The 20,798-nt window shown below is 43.3% G+C and carries 20 protein-coding genes; 15 read left to right on the top strand and 5 right to left on the bottom strand.

Translation table 11 applies throughout. The features are described from left to right. Nucleotides 1-113: 113 nt before the first annotated feature. From C6Y03_RS03505 to C6Y03_RS03495, 3 genes are all read right to left on the bottom strand, one after another. Nucleotides 114-1,112: an inorganic phosphate transporter gene (locus C6Y03_RS03505; RefSeq protein ID WP_034663089.1), complete on the bottom strand. Its 999-nt coding sequence runs from the start codon at nucleotides 1,110-1,112 to the stop codon at nucleotides 114-116. A gap of 15 nt (nucleotides 1,113-1,127) precedes the next feature. Further along, nucleotides 1,128-1,745 (bottom strand): DUF47 domain-containing protein, encoded by a 618-nt coding sequence (locus C6Y03_RS03500; protein WP_003212390.1) that lies wholly within the window; start codon nucleotides 1,743-1,745, stop codon nucleotides 1,128-1,130. Nucleotides 1,746-1,951: 206 nt separating this feature from the next. Then, on the bottom strand, nucleotides 1,952-2,410 hold the full coding sequence (locus tag C6Y03_RS03495) for an ASCH domain-containing protein (RefSeq protein WP_106031535.1): 459 nt from the start codon (nucleotides 2,408-2,410) through the stop codon (nucleotides 1,952-1,954). A 227-nt stretch (nucleotides 2,411-2,637) separates the two neighbouring features. Between C6Y03_RS03495 and ggt the strand changes: the two genes are divergently transcribed. From ggt to C6Y03_RS03425, 14 genes are all read left to right on the top strand, one after another. Then, nucleotides 2,638-4,389 carry a gamma-glutamyltransferase gene (gene ggt / locus C6Y03_RS03490; protein WP_106036719.1) on the top strand — a complete coding sequence of 584 codons (1,752 nt, stop codon included), beginning with the start codon at nucleotides 2,638-2,640 and terminating at the stop codon, nucleotides 4,387-4,389. Nucleotides 4,390-4,879: 490 nt separating this feature from the next. Then, on the top strand, nucleotides 4,880-5,347 hold the full coding sequence (locus C6Y03_RS03485) for a PTS sugar transporter subunit IIA (RefSeq protein ID WP_060596068.1): 468 nt from the start codon (nucleotides 4,880-4,882) through the stop codon (nucleotides 5,345-5,347). Between the two features lie 54 nt (nucleotides 5,348-5,401). Then, complete coding sequence (locus tag C6Y03_RS03480; protein WP_060596069.1) at nucleotides 5,402-6,775, top strand: PTS galactitol transporter subunit IIC; 1,374 nt, start codon at nucleotides 5,402-5,404, stop codon at nucleotides 6,773-6,775. A 19-nt stretch (nucleotides 6,776-6,794) separates the two neighbouring features. Continuing rightward, on the top strand, nucleotides 6,795-7,073 hold the full coding sequence (locus C6Y03_RS03475) for a PTS sugar transporter subunit IIB (protein WP_003212259.1): 279 nt from the start codon (nucleotides 6,795-6,797) through the stop codon (nucleotides 7,071-7,073). A gap of 61 nt (nucleotides 7,074-7,134) precedes the next feature. Then, nucleotides 7,135-7,581 (top strand): hypothetical protein, encoded by a 447-nt coding sequence (locus C6Y03_RS03470; RefSeq protein WP_003211419.1) that lies wholly within the window; start codon nucleotides 7,135-7,137, stop codon nucleotides 7,579-7,581. Then, a complete protein-coding gene (locus C6Y03_RS03465; RefSeq protein WP_106031538.1) occupies nucleotides 7,578-8,609 on the top strand; it encodes an alcohol dehydrogenase catalytic domain-containing protein in 1,032 nt (343 codons plus the stop codon). The genes C6Y03_RS03470 and C6Y03_RS03465 overlap by 4 nt, the downstream gene beginning before the upstream one ends. Before the next feature lie 180 nt (nucleotides 8,610-8,789). After that, the gene (locus tag C6Y03_RS03460; protein ID WP_106036720.1) at nucleotides 8,790-9,773 is read left to right on the top strand and encodes a thiamine pyrophosphate-dependent dehydrogenase E1 component subunit alpha; all 984 of its coding nucleotides are present in this window, start codon (nucleotides 8,790-8,792) and stop codon (nucleotides 9,771-9,773) included. Between the two features lie 31 nt (nucleotides 9,774-9,804). Continuing rightward, entirely contained in the window at nucleotides 9,805-10,785 is a 981-nt protein-coding gene (locus tag C6Y03_RS03455) for an alpha-ketoacid dehydrogenase subunit beta (RefSeq protein WP_034620051.1), read from the top strand. Between the two features lie 17 nt (nucleotides 10,786-10,802). Beyond that, complete coding sequence (locus tag C6Y03_RS03450) at nucleotides 10,803-12,125, top strand: dihydrolipoamide acetyltransferase family protein (protein ID WP_106038824.1); 1,323 nt, start codon at nucleotides 10,803-10,805, stop codon at nucleotides 12,123-12,125. A 12-nt stretch (nucleotides 12,126-12,137) separates the two neighbouring features. Then, nucleotides 12,138-13,520: a dihydrolipoyl dehydrogenase gene (lpdA, locus tag C6Y03_RS03445; RefSeq protein ID WP_106038823.1), complete on the top strand. Its 1,383-nt coding sequence runs from the start codon at nucleotides 12,138-12,140 to the stop codon at nucleotides 13,518-13,520. Nucleotides 13,521-13,545: 25 nt separating this feature from the next. Then, nucleotides 13,546-14,247 (top strand): SDR family NAD(P)-dependent oxidoreductase, encoded by a 702-nt coding sequence (locus C6Y03_RS03440; protein WP_223260714.1) that lies wholly within the window; start codon nucleotides 13,546-13,548, stop codon nucleotides 14,245-14,247. Next, nucleotides 14,225-15,010, top strand: coding sequence for an SDR family NAD(P)-dependent oxidoreductase (locus C6Y03_RS03435; RefSeq protein ID WP_106038821.1), 786 nt, complete (start codon nucleotides 14,225-14,227; stop codon nucleotides 15,008-15,010). Before C6Y03_RS03440 ends, C6Y03_RS03435 begins: the two co-directional genes overlap by 23 nt. A gap of 93 nt (nucleotides 15,011-15,103) precedes the next feature. Next, nucleotides 15,104-16,060, top strand: a complete 957-nt coding sequence (locus C6Y03_RS03430) for a sugar-binding transcriptional regulator (protein ID WP_034663059.1) — start codon at nucleotides 15,104-15,106, stop codon at nucleotides 16,058-16,060. A gap of 63 nt (nucleotides 16,061-16,123) precedes the next feature. Continuing rightward, complete coding sequence (locus C6Y03_RS03425) at nucleotides 16,124-16,453, top strand: hypothetical protein (protein ID WP_008358910.1); 330 nt, start codon at nucleotides 16,124-16,126, stop codon at nucleotides 16,451-16,453. A gap of 174 nt (nucleotides 16,454-16,627) precedes the next feature. On the opposite strand, the gene C6Y03_RS03420 is transcribed toward C6Y03_RS03425, so the two are convergent. Beyond that, nucleotides 16,628-17,953: an APC family permease gene (locus C6Y03_RS03420; protein WP_034663056.1), complete on the bottom strand. Its 1,326-nt coding sequence runs from the start codon at nucleotides 17,951-17,953 to the stop codon at nucleotides 16,628-16,630. Nucleotides 17,954-18,282: 329 nt separating this feature from the next. Between C6Y03_RS03420 and C6Y03_RS03415 the strand changes: the two genes are divergently transcribed. Then, nucleotides 18,283-19,239, top strand: coding sequence for a ring-cleaving dioxygenase (locus tag C6Y03_RS03415; RefSeq protein WP_106038820.1), 957 nt, complete (start codon nucleotides 18,283-18,285; stop codon nucleotides 19,237-19,239). Nucleotides 19,240-19,468: 229 nt separating this feature from the next. Here C6Y03_RS03415 and C6Y03_RS03405 read toward each other — a convergent pair whose 3' ends face one another. Beyond that, the gene (locus C6Y03_RS03405; protein ID WP_066030999.1) at nucleotides 19,469-20,785 is read right to left on the bottom strand and encodes a S1C family serine protease; all 1,317 of its coding nucleotides are present in this window, start codon (nucleotides 20,783-20,785) and stop codon (nucleotides 19,469-19,471) included. Between the last annotated feature and the right edge of the window lie 13 nt (nucleotides 20,786-20,798).

The raw sequence follows: 20,798 nt of genomic DNA, 5'->3' as shown, positions 1-20,798 counted from the left end.
TTATTTCTATGGATATGATTGGAAACCCTGCTTCATGAAAAAATGCCTTGTAGGAACAAGGTGTTGAAGTGTGCGGGCAAATAAAAAAAGACCTGTCTGACAGGTCTTTGATATTAGATAATCGCATTTAACACAAAGTATATAAGAGCCCCTAGAGTTCCTGAAATCGGTAATGTGATCACCCAAGTGACAAGCATGCGTTTTGCCGTACCCCAGTTTACTCCTTTTACTCTGTGTGCAGAACCTACACCTAGAATAGAAGATGAGATCACGTGAGTGGTACTAACAGGTAAGTGAATAAATGTCGCACCGAAGATAATCGCTGCACCCGTTAAATCGGCAGATACTCCGTTTACTGGACGAATTTTCATAATTTTACCGCCGACTGTTTTAATAATCTTCCAGCCGCCAATAGAAGTACCTAGTCCCATTGCAAGCGCACAAGAGAATTGTACCCAGAAAGGAATGTCGTCTGTTGTATGCAAATTACCTGCAATTAAAGCCATCGTAATAATTCCCATCGCTTTTTGCGCATCGTTTGTTCCGTGGGTATACGATTGCAGTGCAGCAGTTAAAATTTGAACACGTCGGAATTGTTTATTTGTTTTTGCGAGATTGTTGTTTCTGAATACAAATTTGATAATGGTATACACGATATATCCCAATACGAAAGCTAGGATAGGTGAAAGCAATAGTGCTTGAATGATTTTAATGAATCCCGAATAGTTTAAAGCGCCAAAACCAGCAGAGGCAATAACAGCTCCTGCGATTGATCCGATCAGTGCATGTGAAGAACTACTCGGAATCCCGTAATACCAAGTAAGCAAGTTCCAAGTAATGGCCGCAATTAAAGCAGCCAAAATGACAACAGAACCGTTTTGAAGTGTAAAAGGATCTGCGATGTCTTTTGTGATGGACTTTGCCACACCTGTAAATGTCATTGCTCCTAAGAAGTTCATGAACGCTGCCATAATAATAGCATGTCTAGGCTTTAACGCCTTTGTTGAAACCGAAGTGGCAATGGCATTTGCTGTATCGTGAAATCCGTTGATGAAATCAAAAGCAAGTGCACAAATGACAATAAATATGGTAAGGATGAGTAATGTGTCCATGTTTAACTAACCCCGTTACGCATTCTTCATAATGATTGTTTCTAGATTGTTGGCAACACTTTGACAGGAATCAGCGATTTCTTCAAGTGTTTCGTAAATTTCTTTGTATTGAATGACCTTGATTGGATCAGTTTCTTTTCCAAACAAGTTCTTTAGTGATTTACGATAAAGATTGTCACAATTATGCTCGATCTCTTTGATTTTGATTGCGTGTGGTTGAATATCTTTTAAGCGATTTTCAGCCAGTAAATCGATTGTAATTAAAATTTCCTTTGCACATTCTCTGATGTAGTGGCTGAATTTGTCGATATGTTCGTCAGAGCTTGTCATTGAATAAATTTCCATTGTCGCTGAAAAATGCTCAATTCCATCTAAAACATCGTCGAGGCTATTCGTCAATTGAAGAATGTCTTCACGTTCAATCGGTGTAATAAAGGCTTTGTTCAGCTCTTTAATCATAGTATGAACATGATTATCACCTTTTGTCTCATATTCCTTCAATGTGTCAGAAAATTCTTTCAGAGTGGTTTGATTTGTTACTTTATAGCTAACAAAATACTCAGCAGTTTCATCTAAATTTTTAGCAATTTCCGTTAACAAGACGGAAAACTTGTCTTTTTTCCTTTTTAACATGTAAAAACCCTCCATTGTATAAATGAGACAATGCACACATCAAATAATTATATATTCTTTTGTCGAAAAAAAACAGGTGTAGTCGAAAATTTCTTCACTTTTTCTATTTGATCTTATTCTGACCTAAAGATGTGTTCTCAACACACCTTTTTCAGAAAGGAGAAAAGAAATGAAAAAAGCGGTCCATTTTTGGCGCCGCTTAAAGCTTAAGAAGCTGAATAAATAAGTTTAAATCGCTCGCAAACAAGGAGCATGTCTTCTTTGAATTCTAATCCGTACGGTTTGAGTGCTTCTGTAAAAAATTCTTGATGGGCTCTGTACCAATAGTTATATGAAAGATCGCCTTCACCTTCTGCTTGTGCAAATGATTCTGGAACCTCATTCATTGGCATGACATCTACATGCGTGATCTCTATGATGGCTTTTGGTTCGTCATGGCTGTCCAAAATGACCGCATATTGTCCTGCCTTTGGAAGCGGCTCCTGTTCCTTTTCGTAAAAAAGGTGTCCAGAACAAGTCGCTGTTTTTTTCCCTTGCAGAACAAGGTCAAGCAATTGATCTGGGTCTGCTCCAAATGCCCAAGCGGAAACAGACGCGTCAATTGGTGCACTTTCTGATTTTTCTTCCCAATATGTTTCCCAAAATAAGGTGCTTTTCTGATTCATCATTCTTCCCCCTTTGTGATGTGTTTATTATACCGTGAAATCAAATACATGGAAGTATAGTGTCTTTATCCCTACTGAGTAAGTATGTCATATGTTTTGAAAATCCGCTTTATATTTGATGAATATAGGATGATAGAATGAAAAATTTAGAAATTTTAGAATAATCTATTGTATTCTGGTCAAGAAGTCGGTAAGGTCAAAGTAAGAATATGGAAGGGGTGTTGTGTATGAAACGCATTTCTCTAACTATTTTGTCCATATGTCTGTTGGTTTTCTCGTTTTTTCTGCCTGTCAGTCAGGTCACTGCAAACGAAACTCATGGGAATAAAGTAGCTGTTGGGAAGGATGGCATGGTGGCTACTGCCCATCCGCTCGCATCAGAAGTGGGTGCAGATGTATTAAAGAAAGGTGGAAACGCTGTTGACGCTGCTGTTGCCATCCAGTACGCACTGAATGTGACAGAGCCAATGATGTCTGGAATTGGCGGCGGAGGATTTATGATGGTTTATGATGGGAAGACTAAAGAAACATCCATCATCAATAGTCGAGAAAGAGCACCACAAGGCGCAACACCAGACATGTTTTTAACAGATGAGGGGGAAGTCATCCCGTTCGCTGAGCGATCCACACACGGTAATGCTGTTGGTGTTCCAGGGACTGTAAAAGGTCTTGAGGCGGCATTAGATAAGTGGGGGACCCGCTCGATGAAGGAATTGATTAAGCCTTCCATTCAGCTTGCAGAGGATGGATTTGAAATCGATTCTGTCCTGGCAAAAGCCATTGATGATCATCAAGGAAAATTGAAAAAAACGGCCGCAGCGCCAATCTTTCTTCCAGATGATCAGCCGCTCAAAGAAGGGGACCTCCTAGTTCAGCCAGGTCTTGCAAAAACATTTAAGCTCATTGCGAAAAAAGGAAGCAAAGCATTTTATGAAGGAAAAGTAGCAAAGGCACTTGCAAATACAGTCCAAGATTTTGGCGGAACGATGACAACTGATGACATTGATCGTTATGAGGTCAAGACTGACAAGCCTATCTGGGGAGACTATAAAGGATATCAGCTTGCAAGTATGCCTCCACCAAGCTCAGGCGGGGTGTTTATGCTGCAAATGCTCAAAATACTTGATCACTTTAACCTATCTCAATATGACCCCAAATCATTCGAAAAATATCAGCTGCTTGCTGAAACGATGCATCTCTCCTATGCTGACCGTGCTGCATATGCCGGCGACCCCGAATTCGTAGATGTTCCACTAAAAGGACTATTAGACGATGATTACATTTCAGAAAGAGCCTCTCTTATTGAATTAGATCAAATGAATCGTAACCCGAAAGAAGGAGATCCATGGGCGTATGAGGATGAAAAAACCCCATCCCCTATTGTCCCGCAGCCAGAAGATAAAACCATTGGTGAGACCACACATTTTACTGTTGCCGATCAGTGGGGAAATGTTGTGTCATTCACAACAACCATTGAACAGTTATTTGGTACAGGGATTCTCGTCCCGGAATATGGATTTTTCTTAAACAATGAACTAACAGATTTTGATGCAAGACCTGGCGGAGCAAATGAAGTTCAGCCGAATAAACGTCCATTATCCAGTATGACACCGACCATCATATTCAAAGATAACGAGCCTGTCATGACAGTAGGTTCACCGGGAGGAACGACCATCATTGCTTCTGTTTCACAAACCATATTGAATTTGCTTGAATATGACATGGAGCTTCAGGATGCAGTTGAAGAACCAAGGATTTATACAAACAGCCCAACTTCTTATCGTTATGAAGTAGGTGTCCCTCTCGATGTGAGAACAAAGCTTAATGATATGGGGCATCGTTTTGGCAACTCGCCTATTGATATAGGAAATGTTCAAGCTCTACTCATTGATCGAAAAGCAGGAACCTTTACTGGAGTGGCTGACTCCTCGAGAAACGGGACTGCTGTTGGCGTCAATTTAAAGCTCTCTGCCCAATAAGAACATTTCCCGGGAAAAGAAGCGCCTCTTATGGCGTTTCTTTTTTGTCTAAATATAAGGAAAACAGTAGAAAACTGAGAATAGTTTGAATCATACATAGCTGATCAGACAACCGAAGGCTCTTGGCCATTTGAAGTACAGGACTGTGATGTATTTCAATGGCTAAGGGCCTTTTTTGCGTATGAATGACAAGGTTGTTGCTGACATCAAAGAGCAAGTACATGAGCTTTTAGAGAGAGGAAGTCACATTTAATAAGAAGTAGAGCATAGTTGAAGAAAGATGCAAAAAAGACTGCATCTTTTTTTATAAAATTTTTCCTAGGAACATTGACTTATAATTTAGAATATTATAATATCTTTACAAAGGTAACAACATTGAACATTTTTCGTTAATTATATTTGTAAGCGCTTTATAAAAGGTTCTATTCCAAAATGTTCTTTCTTTTTGTTACATGTGTTCATATTTATGCCAAATGAAAGGGGTGGTTGTTTGAACAACTTGTTTGAGTTAGATGAACAGCTGATCAAGCTGCAGTACGATGCATCTTCGAGAGAGGAGGTGACCACATATTTAGCGGAGCGATTAGAAGCGGGAGGATATATTAAGTCGAGCTTTTTACCAGCGGTACTTGAAAGAGAAAAAACATATCCTACGGGCCTTCCACTTGCGACCTTTGGGGTAGCGATTCCACATACAGATCCTGAGCATGTGAACAAACCTGCGATTAGTGTAGCCACTTTAAAGGAACCTGTTATCTTTCACAAGATGGGGAGCCCTGATGAAACTGTGCTAGCCAAAATTGTGTTCGTCCTAGCAATCTCTGAACCTAGTAAGCAGCTCGTGATGTTAGAGAAGCTCATGACACTTTTTAGAAAAGAAGAGGTGATGACGAGGCTGTCTCACATGACATCGTATGAAGAAGCGGTTGCCGTGCTTGAGCAAGAATTAAACCAATAGCCTTTCACAAAAATAATGTAAGCGCTTTATTTGAGAAATCCAGGAGGTGGATGTATGATCAAGCAAGTTGTCGATTTTATATTAGACCTTGGGCCAACTATTATGCTTCCGATTATTATGACGATTTTCGGTATGATTTTAAGGCAAGGCTTTAAGAAATCCTTCCGAGCCGGTATTACGATCGGAATTGGATTTGTCGGCGTCAACCTTGTCATTAATTTGCTTGTGAGCGGCCTTGGGCCAGCAGCAAAAGCCATGGTTAATTCCCTTGGGCTAAAGCTCGATATTTTGGATGTTGGATGGCCGATTGGAGCTGCTATATCCTTTGGTACACCCGTTGCCCCTTTGATGATTCCTCTTGTGCTTTTGTTAAATGTCATCTTATTGTCCGTTAACTTTACGAAAACGCTGAATGTGGATATTTGGAACTTCTGGCATTTGATTTTCGCAGCCTCCGTGACTTACTACGCTTATCATAATATGTTCTTGGCCCTTGCTGTTGGTTTAATCGTCTCTGCTATCACGCTTAAATTAGCCGATTGGACGGCACCGACAATCGAACACCATTTTGGATTAAAAGGCGTATCGATGGCTCATGCTGAAACGGTCAACTTCGCGCCGCTTATGTATGCGTCCAACCGTATCATTGACAAGATCCCTGGCTTAAACAAAATTCATGCTGATCCAGAAACATTGAAGAAACGTTTTGGCATTTTTGGCGAACCGCTTGTGATGGGTCTCATACTTGGTATCATTATTGGTCTTCTAGGCGGCTATGATGCGAAAGGCGTCATGACGCTTGGTATTCAAATGGCAGCAGTTCTTGTACTAATGCCAAGAATGGTTGCGTTATTAATGGAAGGTCTTATTCCAATCTCTGAGGGCGCTCGTTCTTATATTCAAAAGCGTTTCCCTGGGAAAAATGTCTATATTGGTTTAGATACAGCGATTGTGATTGGTCATCCGGCGAATATGGCGGTAGCCCTTCTCATGGTGCCGATTACGATTTTACTTGCTGTCGTTCTGCCTTACAATGGCATGCTCCCGTTTGCAGACTTATCGGTTCTTCCATTTACAGTTGTTTGGGCAGTAGCAGCCGCTCGTGGAAATATTATTCGCGGTCTTATTAACAGCATTTTTACATTGATGATTGTCTTCTTTATCGCAACGAATCTCGCACCGCTTGCGACAACAATGGGGAAAGCAGTCGGCTTTGATTTCCCAGAAGGGGCCAACATGATTTCAGGTATTGACCTTGGTTCCCACGTCATTCCTTGGATCATGGTGAGACTTCTTGATCCGAGCAACCCGTACTTTATTGCAGCCATCATCTGTGCTCTGGCTTATGCGCTTCTATGGTACTGGGTGCGAAATGATATTAAAAAGCAGTATGCGAAAGAAATGGGCTTAGATCAGAAAGAACAATAAACGAGCTGGAGGGATTCTCATGGCAAAGAAAATATTGGTTTCATGCGGAACGGCAGTTGCCACATCGACGGTTGTTGCAAAGAAGGTCGAAGAGACGTTAAAGGAAAAAGGCTATGATGTCGTGGTGGAACAGTGTAAGGCATCTGAAGTCCCGCAAAAAGCGGAGGGCGCCGATTTAATCGTGACGACCACGCCAGTGAGTGACACAAAAGGAACGCCTGTGATTCAAACATTATCCTTTTTAACCGGATTTGGCATTGAAGATGATATTGAAAAAATCATAGATCATATTAAGTAAGCACTCATTCCATTGAGGAGCTTTCGCGGCTCCTTCCATTTACCTGAAAGGAGGACGTCTCATGCAGCATCATGCTTATAGCCGAACGTCTGCAGTGTTGTCCATTTTTCTTCCAGCCGTGCTCATCTGTCTGTTTTTCCTCTGGTCTCTTTATACGTTAATGTCAGCAGGACCTGAGCCGTTAGCTGTGTTAGGCGTTTATACGCTGCCTATCCTCATGCTTTCTAGTATTACTGGACTGAACCAGCCGACAAACGTCATCATTAGTGAAGATAAGCTGAAAATCGGAGCTTTTGGCAGATGGCACACATATGCGGTCTCTGATATTAAAGGAAAGCTTTTTATCAAGCCATATCCTCATATCGGGAAAGTCTATGTCAGGGTGGGCCCATCGCGCATATTCGGAGGACGTTACTGGATATCCAGTGAGATGAGTGAGTACAAGCAGCTTGTGCAAACGTTGCAGGATTTTGCGAAGGGTGATGAAAAGGAGGATGCAGCTACATGAAATCAGCTGTCTTTTATTCTTCAGAGAACATTCGGTATGAGGAGCGGAACCGGCCTGCGATTGGTGATGATGAAGTGCTATTAAGAATGCGTGCCTGCGGCTTATGCGGCACGGATATTTACAAGGCAACACATGAGACGGTACCCTCTGGAACGGTGCTAGGGCACGAAATCGCTGGTGATATTGTTGAAACCGGAAAGCATGTGACAAATATCCGAACGGGAGACAGGGTTTATGTTGCGCACCATGTGCCTTGCTTTACCTGTGACTTTTGTCAAAAGGGATTTTATACAATGTGTCCGCAGTTTGCGGCCACTAATGTAGAGCCGGGCGGGTTTTCAGAGTATATCCGCGTACCTGCATTGCATGTCAAGCACACAATGGGCAAGCTCCCGAAGGACGTCTCATATGAGCAAGGGGCAATGGTGGAGCCAGTCGCCTGCTGTCTCCACGGGTTTGAACGAGCACCTGTTCATCCAGGAGATTCTGTGCTGATCCTTGGAGCAGGGCAAATTGGCTGTATCCAACTACAGCTCGCCAAACATTACTTGGCTGGAAAAGTGATGATAACGGATGTGAATGAGAACCGGCTGCTGCAAGCGAGAAATTTAGGTGCAGATGTTGCTTTTCATCCAGCCTCTGAGCCGGTGGAAGACCGGGTCATGAGAGAAACAAATGGAAAGGGAGCAGACCTCGTCATGATATCTGTTGGGAGCAGTGCACTTTTAAAAGAAGCGTTTCAAGCGGTAGCGAGAGGTGGAACGATTTTAGTGTTTGCTCATTTTCCAAAGGGAGACGTCTCCATTCCGGCTGATCGGTTTTTCCATGATGAAGTGAAAGTCGTAGGAGCCTATTCCTCGCATCCTTATCACTATCGTGAAGCCCTTGAGCTTCTAAGGGCAAAAGTAGTCAACACAGAAAATATGGTGACGCACCGTTATCCGTTAAGTCAGCTGCTTCAAGCGATAGAATGTGCAAGGCACCCTGAAGGAGAAAGTGTCAAAATCATGATGTATCCAGATGAATGAGAACATGGGAGATTGGAAGAGAAAGAGAAGTTCTTTAGAAAAGGGCTTGCCTTTCTCTTTTTTCTGACAAAAAATGAAAACGCTTAAAAATGAAAGAGAATTGCTTGACTTCAATGATACTTAAACGTATGATAATTACAAATGTAACATATAAGAACAAATGTAAAGGGGAGAGAAGAAATGCAAAAACAAATCACTTTGCCTGAACAGATTAGTCATGAGAGATTAGCAGATTTATATAAACAAATGTGGTTAGTGAGATATTTTGATGAAAAGGTCGATCAATTCTTTGCCAAAGGACTTATCCATGGAACCACTCACTTATGTGTCGGACAGGAAGCGTCAGCTGTTGGATCGATTGCCGTATTAAAGAATGAAGATAAGATCGTCAGCACACACCGTGGACATGGTCACTGTATTGCAAAAGGTGCAGAGGTCAATAAAATGATGGCAGAACTATTCGGACGTGAGACTGGCTATTGCAAAGGAAAAGGCGGCTCGATGCATATTGCTGATTTAGAAAAAGGGAACCTTGGCGCAAATGGAATCGTTGGCGGCGGTATCCCGCTGGCAACAGGCGCGGCACTTACATCTAAAATGAAACAGGAAGGCTTTGTTGTTCTTTGTTTCTTCGGAGATGGTGCCACAAATGAAGGCAGCTTTCACGAAGCGCTAAATCTTGCATCCATTTGGGATCTGCCTGTTGTGTTCATTTGTGAAAACAACCAGTACGGCATGTCTGGCCCTGTAAAAGAAATGATCAACATTGAAGACATTTCAACAAGAGCAGAAAGCTACGGAATACCAGGAAAATCAATTGATGGAAATGACATGGTCGAGATTATGAACACAGTAGATGAAGCAGTCAGACGCGCAAGAGCTGGAGAAGGTCCATCACTTATTGAAATGAAAACGTATCGCTGGAAGGGTCACTCTAAGAGTGATGCGAAAAAATACCGTACACGTGAAGAAGAAACAGAGTGGAGACAAAAAGACGGAATCAAACGCTTTAAGTCTCTCTTGATTGAACTGAATGTTTTGACAGAAGAGCAGGCAGCGGTTTTACAGGAAAAAGCGAAACAGGAAATTGAAGCGTCTGTTGAATTCGCCAAAAACAGTAAAGAACCGTCAATCGATACACTATTAGAGGATGTATACGCCTAATTAGGAGGGGAATCACGTGACAAAAACAACAGTGAGAGAGATTTCATATTTAGAAGCCGTTCGAGAGGCTATGAGTCAGGAAATGAGAGAGAACCAAGATGTATTCATTTTAGGTGAGGATATCGGCGTATATGGCGGCGCTTTTGGGGTCACGCGCGGCATGATTGAAGAATTCGGTCCAGAGCGTGTACGTAATACACCGATCTCAGAGGCAGCCATCGCAGGAGGCGCAGTCGGAGCGGCTTTGACCGGTATGCGTCCGATTTTAGAACTTCAATTCTCTGACTTTATTACAATCGCGATGGATCAGCTTGTAAACCAAGCGGCCAAAACACGATACATGTTTGGCGGAAAAGGAAAAGTGCCGCTCGTTGTGAGAACACCAGCAGGATCAGGGACGGGTGCCGCAGCGCAGCATTCACAAAGCTTAGAAGCGTGGATGGCTCATATTCCGGGACTAAAGGTGGTTCAGCCTTCAACAGCTTATGATGCCAAAGGACTTTTAAAAGCAGCAATGGATGATGACAACCCTGTCATTTTCTACGAGCATAAGCTTTTATATAAAACAATCGGCGAAGTGCCTGAAGAGCCTTATTCGATTCCTTTAGGGAAAGCTGATGTGAAAAGAAGCGGGAAGGACGTCACGATTGTAGCAACAGCGATTATGGTACACAAAGCGTTAGAAGCGGCGAAGGAACTAGAAGCAGAGGGAATCGATGTTGAAATCATTGATCCAAGAACACTCGTCCCATTAGATGAAGAAACCATAATCGAATCTGTGAAGAAAACAGGTAAATGTATCGTGGTTCATGAGGCGGTCAAACGAGGCGGCTACGGCGGAGAGATTGCAAGTATGATAGCGGAAAGTGAAGCGTTTGACTACTTAGATGCGCCGATTAAACGACTTGGCGGTCTTGCAGTCCCAATACCATACAACCCGACACTGGAAAAAGCGGTCATTCCACAAGTACCAGATATTATTGAAGCAGCAAAAGAGCTTGTACGCTCTTAAATAAAGGGGAGAAGATCATGCCAAAAGAGATATTTATGCCGAAGCTAAGCAGTACGATGGAGATCGGAACCTTGCTTCAATGGTTTAAAGAAGAAGGAGATTCGGTTGAAATCGGTGAGCCTCTTTTTGAAATTATGACAGACAAGATCAACATCGAGGTGGAAGCCTATGATGACGGCATTTTTCTAAAGAAATACTACGAAGCTGATGATCAAATTCCAGTTAATGCTGTCATTGGATATATCGGAGAGGCAAATGAACAGGTACCAAGTGAGCCGCCAGCACAGGCAGATGAAGATTCCTCAGAAAGCGGCGAATCGTCTTCACCAGACACAGCTTCATCCAGTTCTACTGAAGCCCCAAAAACATCTGATGAAAAAGTACGTGCCACGCCCGCAGCGAGAAAAACGGCAAAGGATCATCATGTGGCGATTCAAGAGGTATCTGGCACAGGGCCAAAAGGCAGAGTCCAAAAGCGGGACGTCGAGGCAGTCGTTCATTCTAGCGAGAAAGACCAGCGCGTCTCACCGCTTGCAGAAAAAGTCGCTGCTCGTGAAGGAATCGATTTAGCAGCAGTTTCTGGATCTGGCGCTCATGGCAAAATCATGAAGAGTGATGTAAAAGCAGCAGCACAAACAGCAGAGGCTTCGCCTGTGAAAACACAAAAACTAGCTGGGATGAGAAAAGTGATTGCTGATCGCATGTCACAAAGTGCCTTTACAGCACCGCACGTCACATTAACAAGTGAAATTGATATGACGAAAGCAAAAGAAGTGCGTCAGCAGCTACTGCCAGCGATTGAAAAAGAGACAGGCTACCGATTGTCGTTTACAGAAATCATCATTCATGCGGTCAGCCATGTACTCACGCGCCACCCGCATATCAATATGACATTTGAACAAAATGAGCTCCATTTCCATGAAGATGTACACATTGGTCTCGCTGTTGCGGTGAAAGACGGCTTGATGGTACCAGTCATTTTTCATGCGAATCAAAAAGGATTAAAACAACTGACAAAAGAAGCGAAAGAAATTGGCAAAAACGCACGTGATCAAAAACTGCTGCCAGACCAGCTGAAAGGGTCCACTTTTACGATTAGTAACTTAGGCATGTATGCCATTGATACTTTTACCCCGATTATTAATCAGCCAGAAGTGGCAATTTTAGGTGTAGGACGCATTCAAGATAAACCTGTTGTGGTAGATGGAGAGATTCAGGTGCGGCCAATGATGGGTGTCAGTTTATCGTTTGATCACCGAGTCGTAGATGGCGCACCAGCGGCTGCCTTTTTAACAGACCTTAAAAAAGTGCTTGAACAACCATTTGAATTGCTAATGTAGGAGATGAATCGGATGACGAAAACGTATGATCTGACAGTCATTGGCGGAGGACCTGGCGGGTATACTGCCGCCCTTCAAGCAGCTGAGCGCGGACGGAAGGTTGCTTTGATTGAAGAGGATTTTTTAGGCGGTACTTGTTTAAATCGAGGCTGTATCCCTTCAAAGACCCTGCTGAAACATGCAGAAGTCATTGAATCAATAGAGAAGGCGAAAAGCTGGGGAATCGAAACAGGTGACATGATCCTTTCCTTCGATAAAATGAGAAAGCGCAAAGATGACGTCATTGAAAAGCTCAGAGGCGGAATCGCCTTTTTATTAAAGCAAGGAAAGATTGATGTGTATAATGGCAGAGGCACAGCTGTGACAAAGCATCGGATTGAGATTGAAAAACAAGGTGGATCACAATCGATTGAAACGAAAGAACTGATCATTGCCACCGGATCTACACCGGCCATTCCGCCAATACCGGGGCTTAGAGACATTCAATTTGATACAAGTGATACGATCTTTGACATCTCAGATATCCCAGCTTCTGTCGTCATCATTGGCGGAGGTGTCATTGGGCTTGAACTTGCTTGTATTTTCCAGAGTCTTCAATCAAAAGTCACCATTATTGAAGCAGCACCGTCCATTATTCCGCAAGAGGATGAAGAAGCATCTAAGCTGCTAGAAAGAGAATTGAAGAAAAAGAGCATCCATATCGCGAAGAAAACCACTGTGACAGAGGTAACGGAAAGCGAAGGAGTCAAAGCGGTTCATGCAACAGATGATAAAGGGGAGACACACATCTTTACGGCGGAAAGACTGCTTGTCTGCGTTGGAAGAAGACCGAATGTATCAGCTGTTAGCCAGCTTGATCTTCAACTGGATGGTCCGTTTATCAAGGTGAATGATCAGATGCAGACAAGTGCTGAGGGTGTATATGCAGTTGGGGATGTCGCTGGCGGCTATCAGCTGGCTCATGCGGCGATGGCAGAGGCAGCCGTTGCAGTCAGCAATATTTGTGGTGAGCATGAAAAAATGAATGCTGATATTATGCCTAGATGTATTTATACATTACCAGAGGTAGCAAGTGTCGGTCTTACGGAGAAAGAGGCAAAAGCCAAAGGGCTTCACGTACAAACAGAACGATTTGATTTAGCGGCTAGCGGTAAAGCGCTAGCGGCAGGTGTTCAATCAGGCTTTATTAAATTGGTGTACGATATAGCATATGGTGAAGTAATCGGCGCGACGATGGTTGGTCCGCACGTCACAGAGATGATTTCAGAAGCTTCCTCCTTTATGTATTTAGAAGGAACAGCAGAAGAGATGGCGAAAATGATTCATCCGCATCCGACCATCTCAGAAGGTTTTTATGAAGCAGCTCTTGATATCGTGAGTAAGCTGAGAAAATAAATGCCAAACAAGGGATAGGGAGGAGATGCATGTGCACGTCCAGCTTCATCAGAAAGCGGCACTTGTGACAGGTAGCACAGATGGATTTGGAGAAGCCATCTGCCTGGCTTTAGCCCGGGCAGGTGCACATGTTTTTTTACACACATTTTATGATGAATCAAAGGCTAGATCCATTTATGAAGACATTCAAAAAATGGGCGGTCAGGCGAGTATCATCATGAACCCGCTAGAAACACCGCGTGATGCCACGCGTATGCTGAGGCAAGTGATCGATACATGCGGGAAACTAGATATTTTGGTCAATCAAGCAGCGCAAGGAGCGGAAGCGGAGCTTGATGCCGCTCACCCTGATAAATGGGTGGACGAAGTGGAATCAGCTGTGAATACTGTCTTTCTTTCCAGTCAAGCCGCCGTATGGCACATGGTGGACCAGAAGCAAGGCTGTATTATTAATATATCGTCATCAGGCAGTATTACAGGTGATGGCGGGATCTCACATGCTACATCGAATTCTATGCTGAATGCCATGACAAAAGGGCTGGCGCGAGAATTTAAAGACAAAGGTATCCGTGTGCTCGCCCTATTGCCGCCTCCTCTCCATTTGGTTCCTGTCACAGAGCAAATCAAGGAGACTGTGGCCCATATGACGGTCTTTTTAAGTACATCATATGGCGCATTTACAGATGGTGCAGCGATTATGCTTGATGGGGGTGAGAGTGCTGGCTAATGATCAAAAACCAGTTCTCATCGTTGGTGGTGCCCAAGGGATTGGAAAGGAAATTGCCGAGCGTTTTTTAAAAGAAGGATACAGAGTGGCTGTGTCCGATATAGATGAACAAGGACTTTCACTTTTAAAAAAACAGCACTCTGAGCTGCTGACATTTCAAGCTGACGTTTCATCGTGGGAAAGTGTTCAGCAGATGATCTCAGCAGCTGAAAGGGAGCTCGGCGGCATTGCTCATCTTGTGTATTCAGCAGGGATGACAAAATCACTTCCTTTTTTAGAAGTCGATTTTTCACTTTGGAAAAAGACACTGGCTGTGAACTTGTATGGTCTTTATTATTGCATCAAAGCGTCAGCACCTTATATATGTGAGCGGCAAGAAGGAAGCATTGTCATGATTGGATCAGGATCTGCTATAACTGGCTCAGGCGGCGGAATTCAGTATTACGCCTCAAAAGCAGGTGCTTTTGGCCTGATGCGTTCGCTTGTAAAGGAATTAGGGGCACACCATGTGCGTATCAATGTGATTGCACCCCGTGTGATTGAATCTCAAATGCTTGATACGCTTTATCCTACTGAGGAGGAGAAAAAGCAGCTGCAATCGCTTATACCTGTTGGGAGATTAGGAAGACCTGAGGATATCGCAGGACTCACTTTATTTCTCACAAGTGACGAGGGAAGCTATTTGCACGGACAAATTATCCTGCTAGACGGCGGGAGAACGTATCAGCCAAAATATACGGAGGGAAAAAGAGCGGAGAGGTAATCGCTCTTTTTGTCATTTTCGTAACAATTGTTCCAATTAGAAACGAATGTTTGGTATACTGGGAATCATAGTATATTAAAAGGATGATGTCACATGCTGAATTGGGAAGAAAGACGACAGCTCGTCAAAGTTGCTCATCTTTATTATACAGACGGGTGGACGCAGCAGGAAATCGCAAAAAAGCTCAATGTCTCAAGACCAGTCATTTCAAAGCTCTTACAAAAAGCAAAAGATGTGGGAATCGTTGAGGTGTACATTAAGGACGAAAGTATTCATACGGTGGAGCTGGAAAAGCAGCTAGAAACAACATTTCAATTAACAGATGCTGTCGTTGTCCCAAGTGTCGGGACAATGTCTGAGATGGTGAAACGGGCAGTCGGTCAAGCAGGCGCCTATTATCTATCTAAAAACATGAAAGATGCGGAGAAAATCGGCATTTCATGGGGAACCACACTGGCTGAGCTTGTAAAGGAATACCCGTTTGAGCGAAGAAACGATGTGAAGGTCATTCCATTAGAGGGCGGAATGGGCAGGCAGGCAGTTGACATTCATGCCAATCAGCTGGCATATGAGCTGGCAAAGAAAATGAATGGCACGTGTTCCTATTTATATGCTCCGGCGATTTTAGAAACAGAAGAATTAAAAGAGCGGCTTATGGCAATGCAGGATATAGAAGCTGTGCTTGAAGAAGGTAGAAATGTAGATATTGCCCTCATCGGTATTGGCAACCCGCATAAAGGTTCAACGTTAAAAACAGTTGGTTACTTAAAGGAAGAGGATTTATCTGGTTTAAGGCAATCAGGGGCTGTTGGTGATATTGGCTTTCGTTTCTTTGACGGTCAAGGCAAACCTGTCCAAGATGAACTGAACCAAAAGGTCATTGGTTTATCACTGGAGCAGTTAAAGAGTGTCAAAACGGTCATCGCTGTTGTAGAAGGAACCCATAAAGCTGAAAGTATTTTAGGGGCTTTAAATGGCGGCTTCATTCAAGTGCTGGTGACAGACGAACTAACGGCGGCAGCCATTTTAAAGGAAGCTTCCGTCCAATAAACGGCTGATAGCAATCGAATTGTATAAAAAGAGCAACATCAAACGAGAAAGGAGCTGTGTATCTTGAAGAAAACCGAAATGGAAGCAAACCTACATTGTACTCGGTGCCAAGAAGAGACCCTCCACAGCATCGTTTATGTGAATGATCAGATGAAAAGCGTTGAGTGTACAGAGTGTCATCAGAAGATCAGTGTGCAAGTCGACATCATGAAGGAATTTTACAAAGAAGTATACGAAAAAATTGCGACAAAGCCGAAGCGGATGACGCAGGAATATAAGGCGAATTTGAATGGATTTATCTCAAGACTCCCAATCCGCGTGCTTAGTAAGCCATACCGGCTCATGAGATATTTAAACGAATCATACAAAGTGATCAAGCAATATAAAAAATAGCAGAGCGCTGTTTAGCGCTCTGCTTCAGCGTGTAGATAAACCCTCGCATTCTTTGTCAGTTCTGCGCGCCGGTGCTCACGAATGTCAAATTCGCTCCGCTCCGGTACTCGTCCTTCCTAGGGCTGCAAAGGTTTTCTATCACGCTGAGAAGAAGGAAAAAAAGCAGAGCACTGTTTAGCGCTCTGCTTTTTTTTGTGCTTTTTTCATATAATAATAAATAGGCAGTCCAGCAATCCCGATCAGCATGGAGATTAGACAGCTTTTCCAGTCGGTGATCATGGTGCTGATTAAGACGAATAAAGAACCGATAATCGCAACGATCGGTGTGAGCGGGTAAAGTGGTACGCTATAAGCACGCTCCATTCCGCTATTTTGTTTTCTCAGCTTAAAGACTGCGAAAAAGGCCATGACATAAAAGATGTAGATCATGAAGATCGAAACCTCTGACAGCTTTTCTGGATTACTGACGATCATAAACACAATGGCGATCAAAATTTGCACAAATACAGCAATCCAAGGTGTTTTGAAGGTAGGGTGAATACGCGAAATCGCGTTTGCGAAAGGAATTTGCTTTCGTTCAGCCATCGCGAAAATCACACGTGGGAATGAAAGAACCTTTCCGTTCAAACAGCCAAAGATACTAATGATGATTCCGATACTTATGATCTTACCGCCGATTGGTCCAAAGAGCATTGTCGCAGCAGTACTTGTCGCATTTTCACCTAGCTGGACGATTTGATCTGCTGGTAACACGTGCAAAAGAGCGACATTAATAAAGAGATAACAAGCCGTGACGATTAAAATCCCGCCTGCCATTGCACGAGGAAGCAGCTTCTCTGGGTTTTTCATTTCACCGCCAAGTGCTGCAAGCAATATCCAGCCATCATAGGCAAACAACGTAGCCAAAATCGCTGCACCGAAGTTCATTTGAGCGATGCTCTCGTTGACAGCCATAAAGATATTTTCGTTTCCTTTCCATAAGCCAAACACAATAATAGCGGCAATCGGGACAAGCTTTCCGATGGTGGTCAGCCCTTGTACAAAACCGCCGTATTTCGTTCCCATAATATTGATCAAACATAAAAATAAAACAGTGATAATGCCAATTGTTGTCGACCATAAAGAAGAAAGAGAAAATAAATTGGCTAATAATGAACCAAAATAAAGACCGAGCGCTCCAATGATGGCAGGTCCGTAAATGATAATCTGCACCCAGCCGCATAAGTAGCCCCAAAATTCACCATACACTTCTTCAAGATAAGCATACAATCCGCCAGTCCGAGGGATTTGTGTACCAATTTCAGCAACAGTCAGTCCGCCTGCAAGGGTTAAAATTCCACCTAGCAGCCAAGCAAATAAGGCGATGTCTGAGCTTCCTGAATAGGAAAGGACGTTGCCTGGCTTCATAAAGACGCCGGACCCGATAATGGTCCCGATGACAAGAGATAGGGCAAAAAATAAGCCGATGTCCTGTTTTAACGCTGGTTGTTCTTTGTTCATTACACACGACCTCCTGCATCACTTTCGTACGTTACTGTGACATGTATTTTGTTCATTGTAATACGATTTTAGGAAAACAAGAATTAAAAAAATTTTCTGATTTTCGTATTTGTATTTAAAAGTGTTCGTTTATTGGAGATATCAGGGTGAATGTTGCATTAAAAACGAACAATAAAAGAATATTTACGATTTAATGTTAATTTAATCGCCAGAAACCGAACTTCCAGTAAACGTGCAGCCAAATGGTTGACTTTTCTTGAAAAATGACCTATTTTATTCATAAGGATTTTATCTTGAATTCGAGATATTTTGAAATAGGAGTGAACGTAATGAAAATCAATGGGATTCACCACGTATCGGCATTAACAGCCAATGCTCAAAAAAATGTTGATTTCTACCGCCAGATTCTTGGCTTAAAACTTGTAAAGAAAACTGTCAATCAGGATGACCCATCTATGTATCATTTGTTTTATGGAGATGAGGTTGCTTCACCGGGTACGGAGCTCACCTTCTTTGAAATTCCAATGCTTGCCCGTCGTTTGAAAGGAACAAACGCCATCACAAGCACAGGCCTTCTCGTTTCTTCTGAGGAAGCACTTTCATTTTGGGAAAAGCGGTTTGATGAGACAGGTGTGCAGCAAGAAACGGCTTCCTTGAGAGGCGGAAGACCTGCCTTGCGTTTTCAAGATCCAGAAGGGCAGCAGCTATTTTTAACAGTAGAACCGAACGCACAAGAAGCGGGTTCACCGCCAGTGCATGACGATATTCCGGCAGAGTTTGCAATTAGAGGTTTGGGTCCAGTTGAATTAACCGTTGCAGAAGCGGACAAAACGATCCGTGTTTTAACAGACATCCTTGGCTTCACTGAAAGAGCGCGTGAACAATCAAATGACGGTGAGATCGTGACCATTTTTGAGTCAGGAAATGGCGGTGCTAGAACAGAAATTCATGTGATCGAAAAAGCTGAAGGACCTTCTGAGCGTTCCGGCAGAGGAAGTGTGCATCACGTAGCTTTTCGCGTGGAAGATGCAGAGGAGCTGGAAAAATGGTATGACAAAATATCAAAAGCAGGCTTCACGAACTCAGGTGTTGTGGAACGTTTCTACTTTAAAGCCCTTTACTTTAGAGAGCCGAATGGTATTTTATTTGAAATTTCAACAGACGGCCCTGGGTTTACAGTCGATGAAGGGGTAGATGAGCTTGGTGATCAATTAGCCCTTCCGCCATTTCTAGAGCACAAACGAGCAGAAATAGAACAAAGATTAACGCCAATTCAGTCATCATAAAAAAAGCAGCTCATTCATGAGCTGCTCAGCGAGTAGACAAACCCTCGCATTCTTTGTCAGGGCTGTGCTCCGGTACTCACGAATGTTCAATTCGCTCCGTTCCGGTGCTCGCCTTTCCTAGACTGCAAAGGTTTTCTATCACGCTGAAAAGAAGACAAAGGGCTAAAATCAAGATGATTTTAGCCCTTTGTCAACAATCTGGGCAGCTCATGATGAGCTGCTTTTTGCTTTAGGAACTTACCTGCTTAGATTCAGATTGTATTAATGTAACCTTCTTTGTTTCTTCTTTTCCGTTTCGAATGAGTGTGATGCTCACGGTGTCTCCTACTTTTGTATTCGTGTATAGCTCATGACGTAATTCACTTCCGGTTTTGATTTGTTTCCCATCGATGGCGGTAATGACATCCTCTGACTTAAAGCCAGCTTTGGCGGCAGGTGAGCCTGCGGCAATTTCTTTGACGTATACGCCTTTATCGAGCTGACTGCTTTTGAGCCCGAGTGTTTCTTTCTGATACACATCTGGGACTTGTTCGAGATCCAGCATGCTGATGCCGATATATGGACGTTCAATCTTTCCTTTTGCGAGAAGCTGATCGGCGATTGGTTTGACATCATTGATTGGAAGTGCGAATCCAATGCCTTCAACACCTGTTTCAGAGATTTTCATACTCGTGATCCCCACAACCTTTCCGTCTGTCGTAAGAAGCGGGCCGCCGCTATTACCTGGGTTAATGGCTGCATCTGTTTGAATGACATTAATGCTGCTTTCGCCAGCTGATGTATTCATAGAGACTGTTCGGTCGACACCGCTGACAATTCCTTGTGTCACCGTTCTTGATAGATCTTCACCAAGCGGGTTTCCGATCGCGATGACGGTTTCCCCAGCACGCAGCGAGGAGGAATCGCCTAATGCCGCGACCTTTGTCACATGACTGCTGCTAATTTCTACAACCGCTAGGTCAGTCAGGGGGTCAGCTCCGACCAGTTTTCCTTCAACAGTTTTGCCATCGTGCAAGGAAACCATTAGTTTATTTGCCCCTTCAATGACGTGGTTGTTTGTTAAGACATAGGCTTTACTTCCGGATTTTTTGAAAATCACCCCTGAGCCTGTACCTGTTTTTTCCTCTTGACTGTTTTTGTTTTGCTGTGATTCATCAAAAGGCGTATTGAAATCGCCAAAGCTCATGTCTGTTTGACTTTGCGCTTGGTAGTTTGTAATGCCGACAATGGCTGGTGATATATTTTCGACCATGCTTGAGATACTGCTCGATGAATGTGATGTTTGGACGGCGGTTGTTTTTGACGAATTGGCACTCGTATCATTTGTCGATACAGCTTCTGTTTTTGCTGCTGAATCGTTTGCTGTGTTGTCTGATGCGTGCTGGGCATATGGCGTAAGGACGTAGACACCTAATGCTAGCGTACCACCCACAATGCCGCTGACGAATGGCTTAAACCAGCCACTGGGCTTCTTCTTTTGTTTTTGTGGCTGTTCAATTGTTTGAAGTTCATGAGAAGGGTGTTTTTCATTTTTGTGATGTGTCATTCGAATCACTCTC

This window comes from Bacillus sp. LNXM65 (assembly GCF_002998575.1).
Classification (GTDB): domain Bacteria; phylum Bacillota; class Bacilli; order Bacillales; family Bacillaceae; genus Bacillus.
This window is presented reverse-complemented; position numbering and strand designations above follow the sequence as displayed.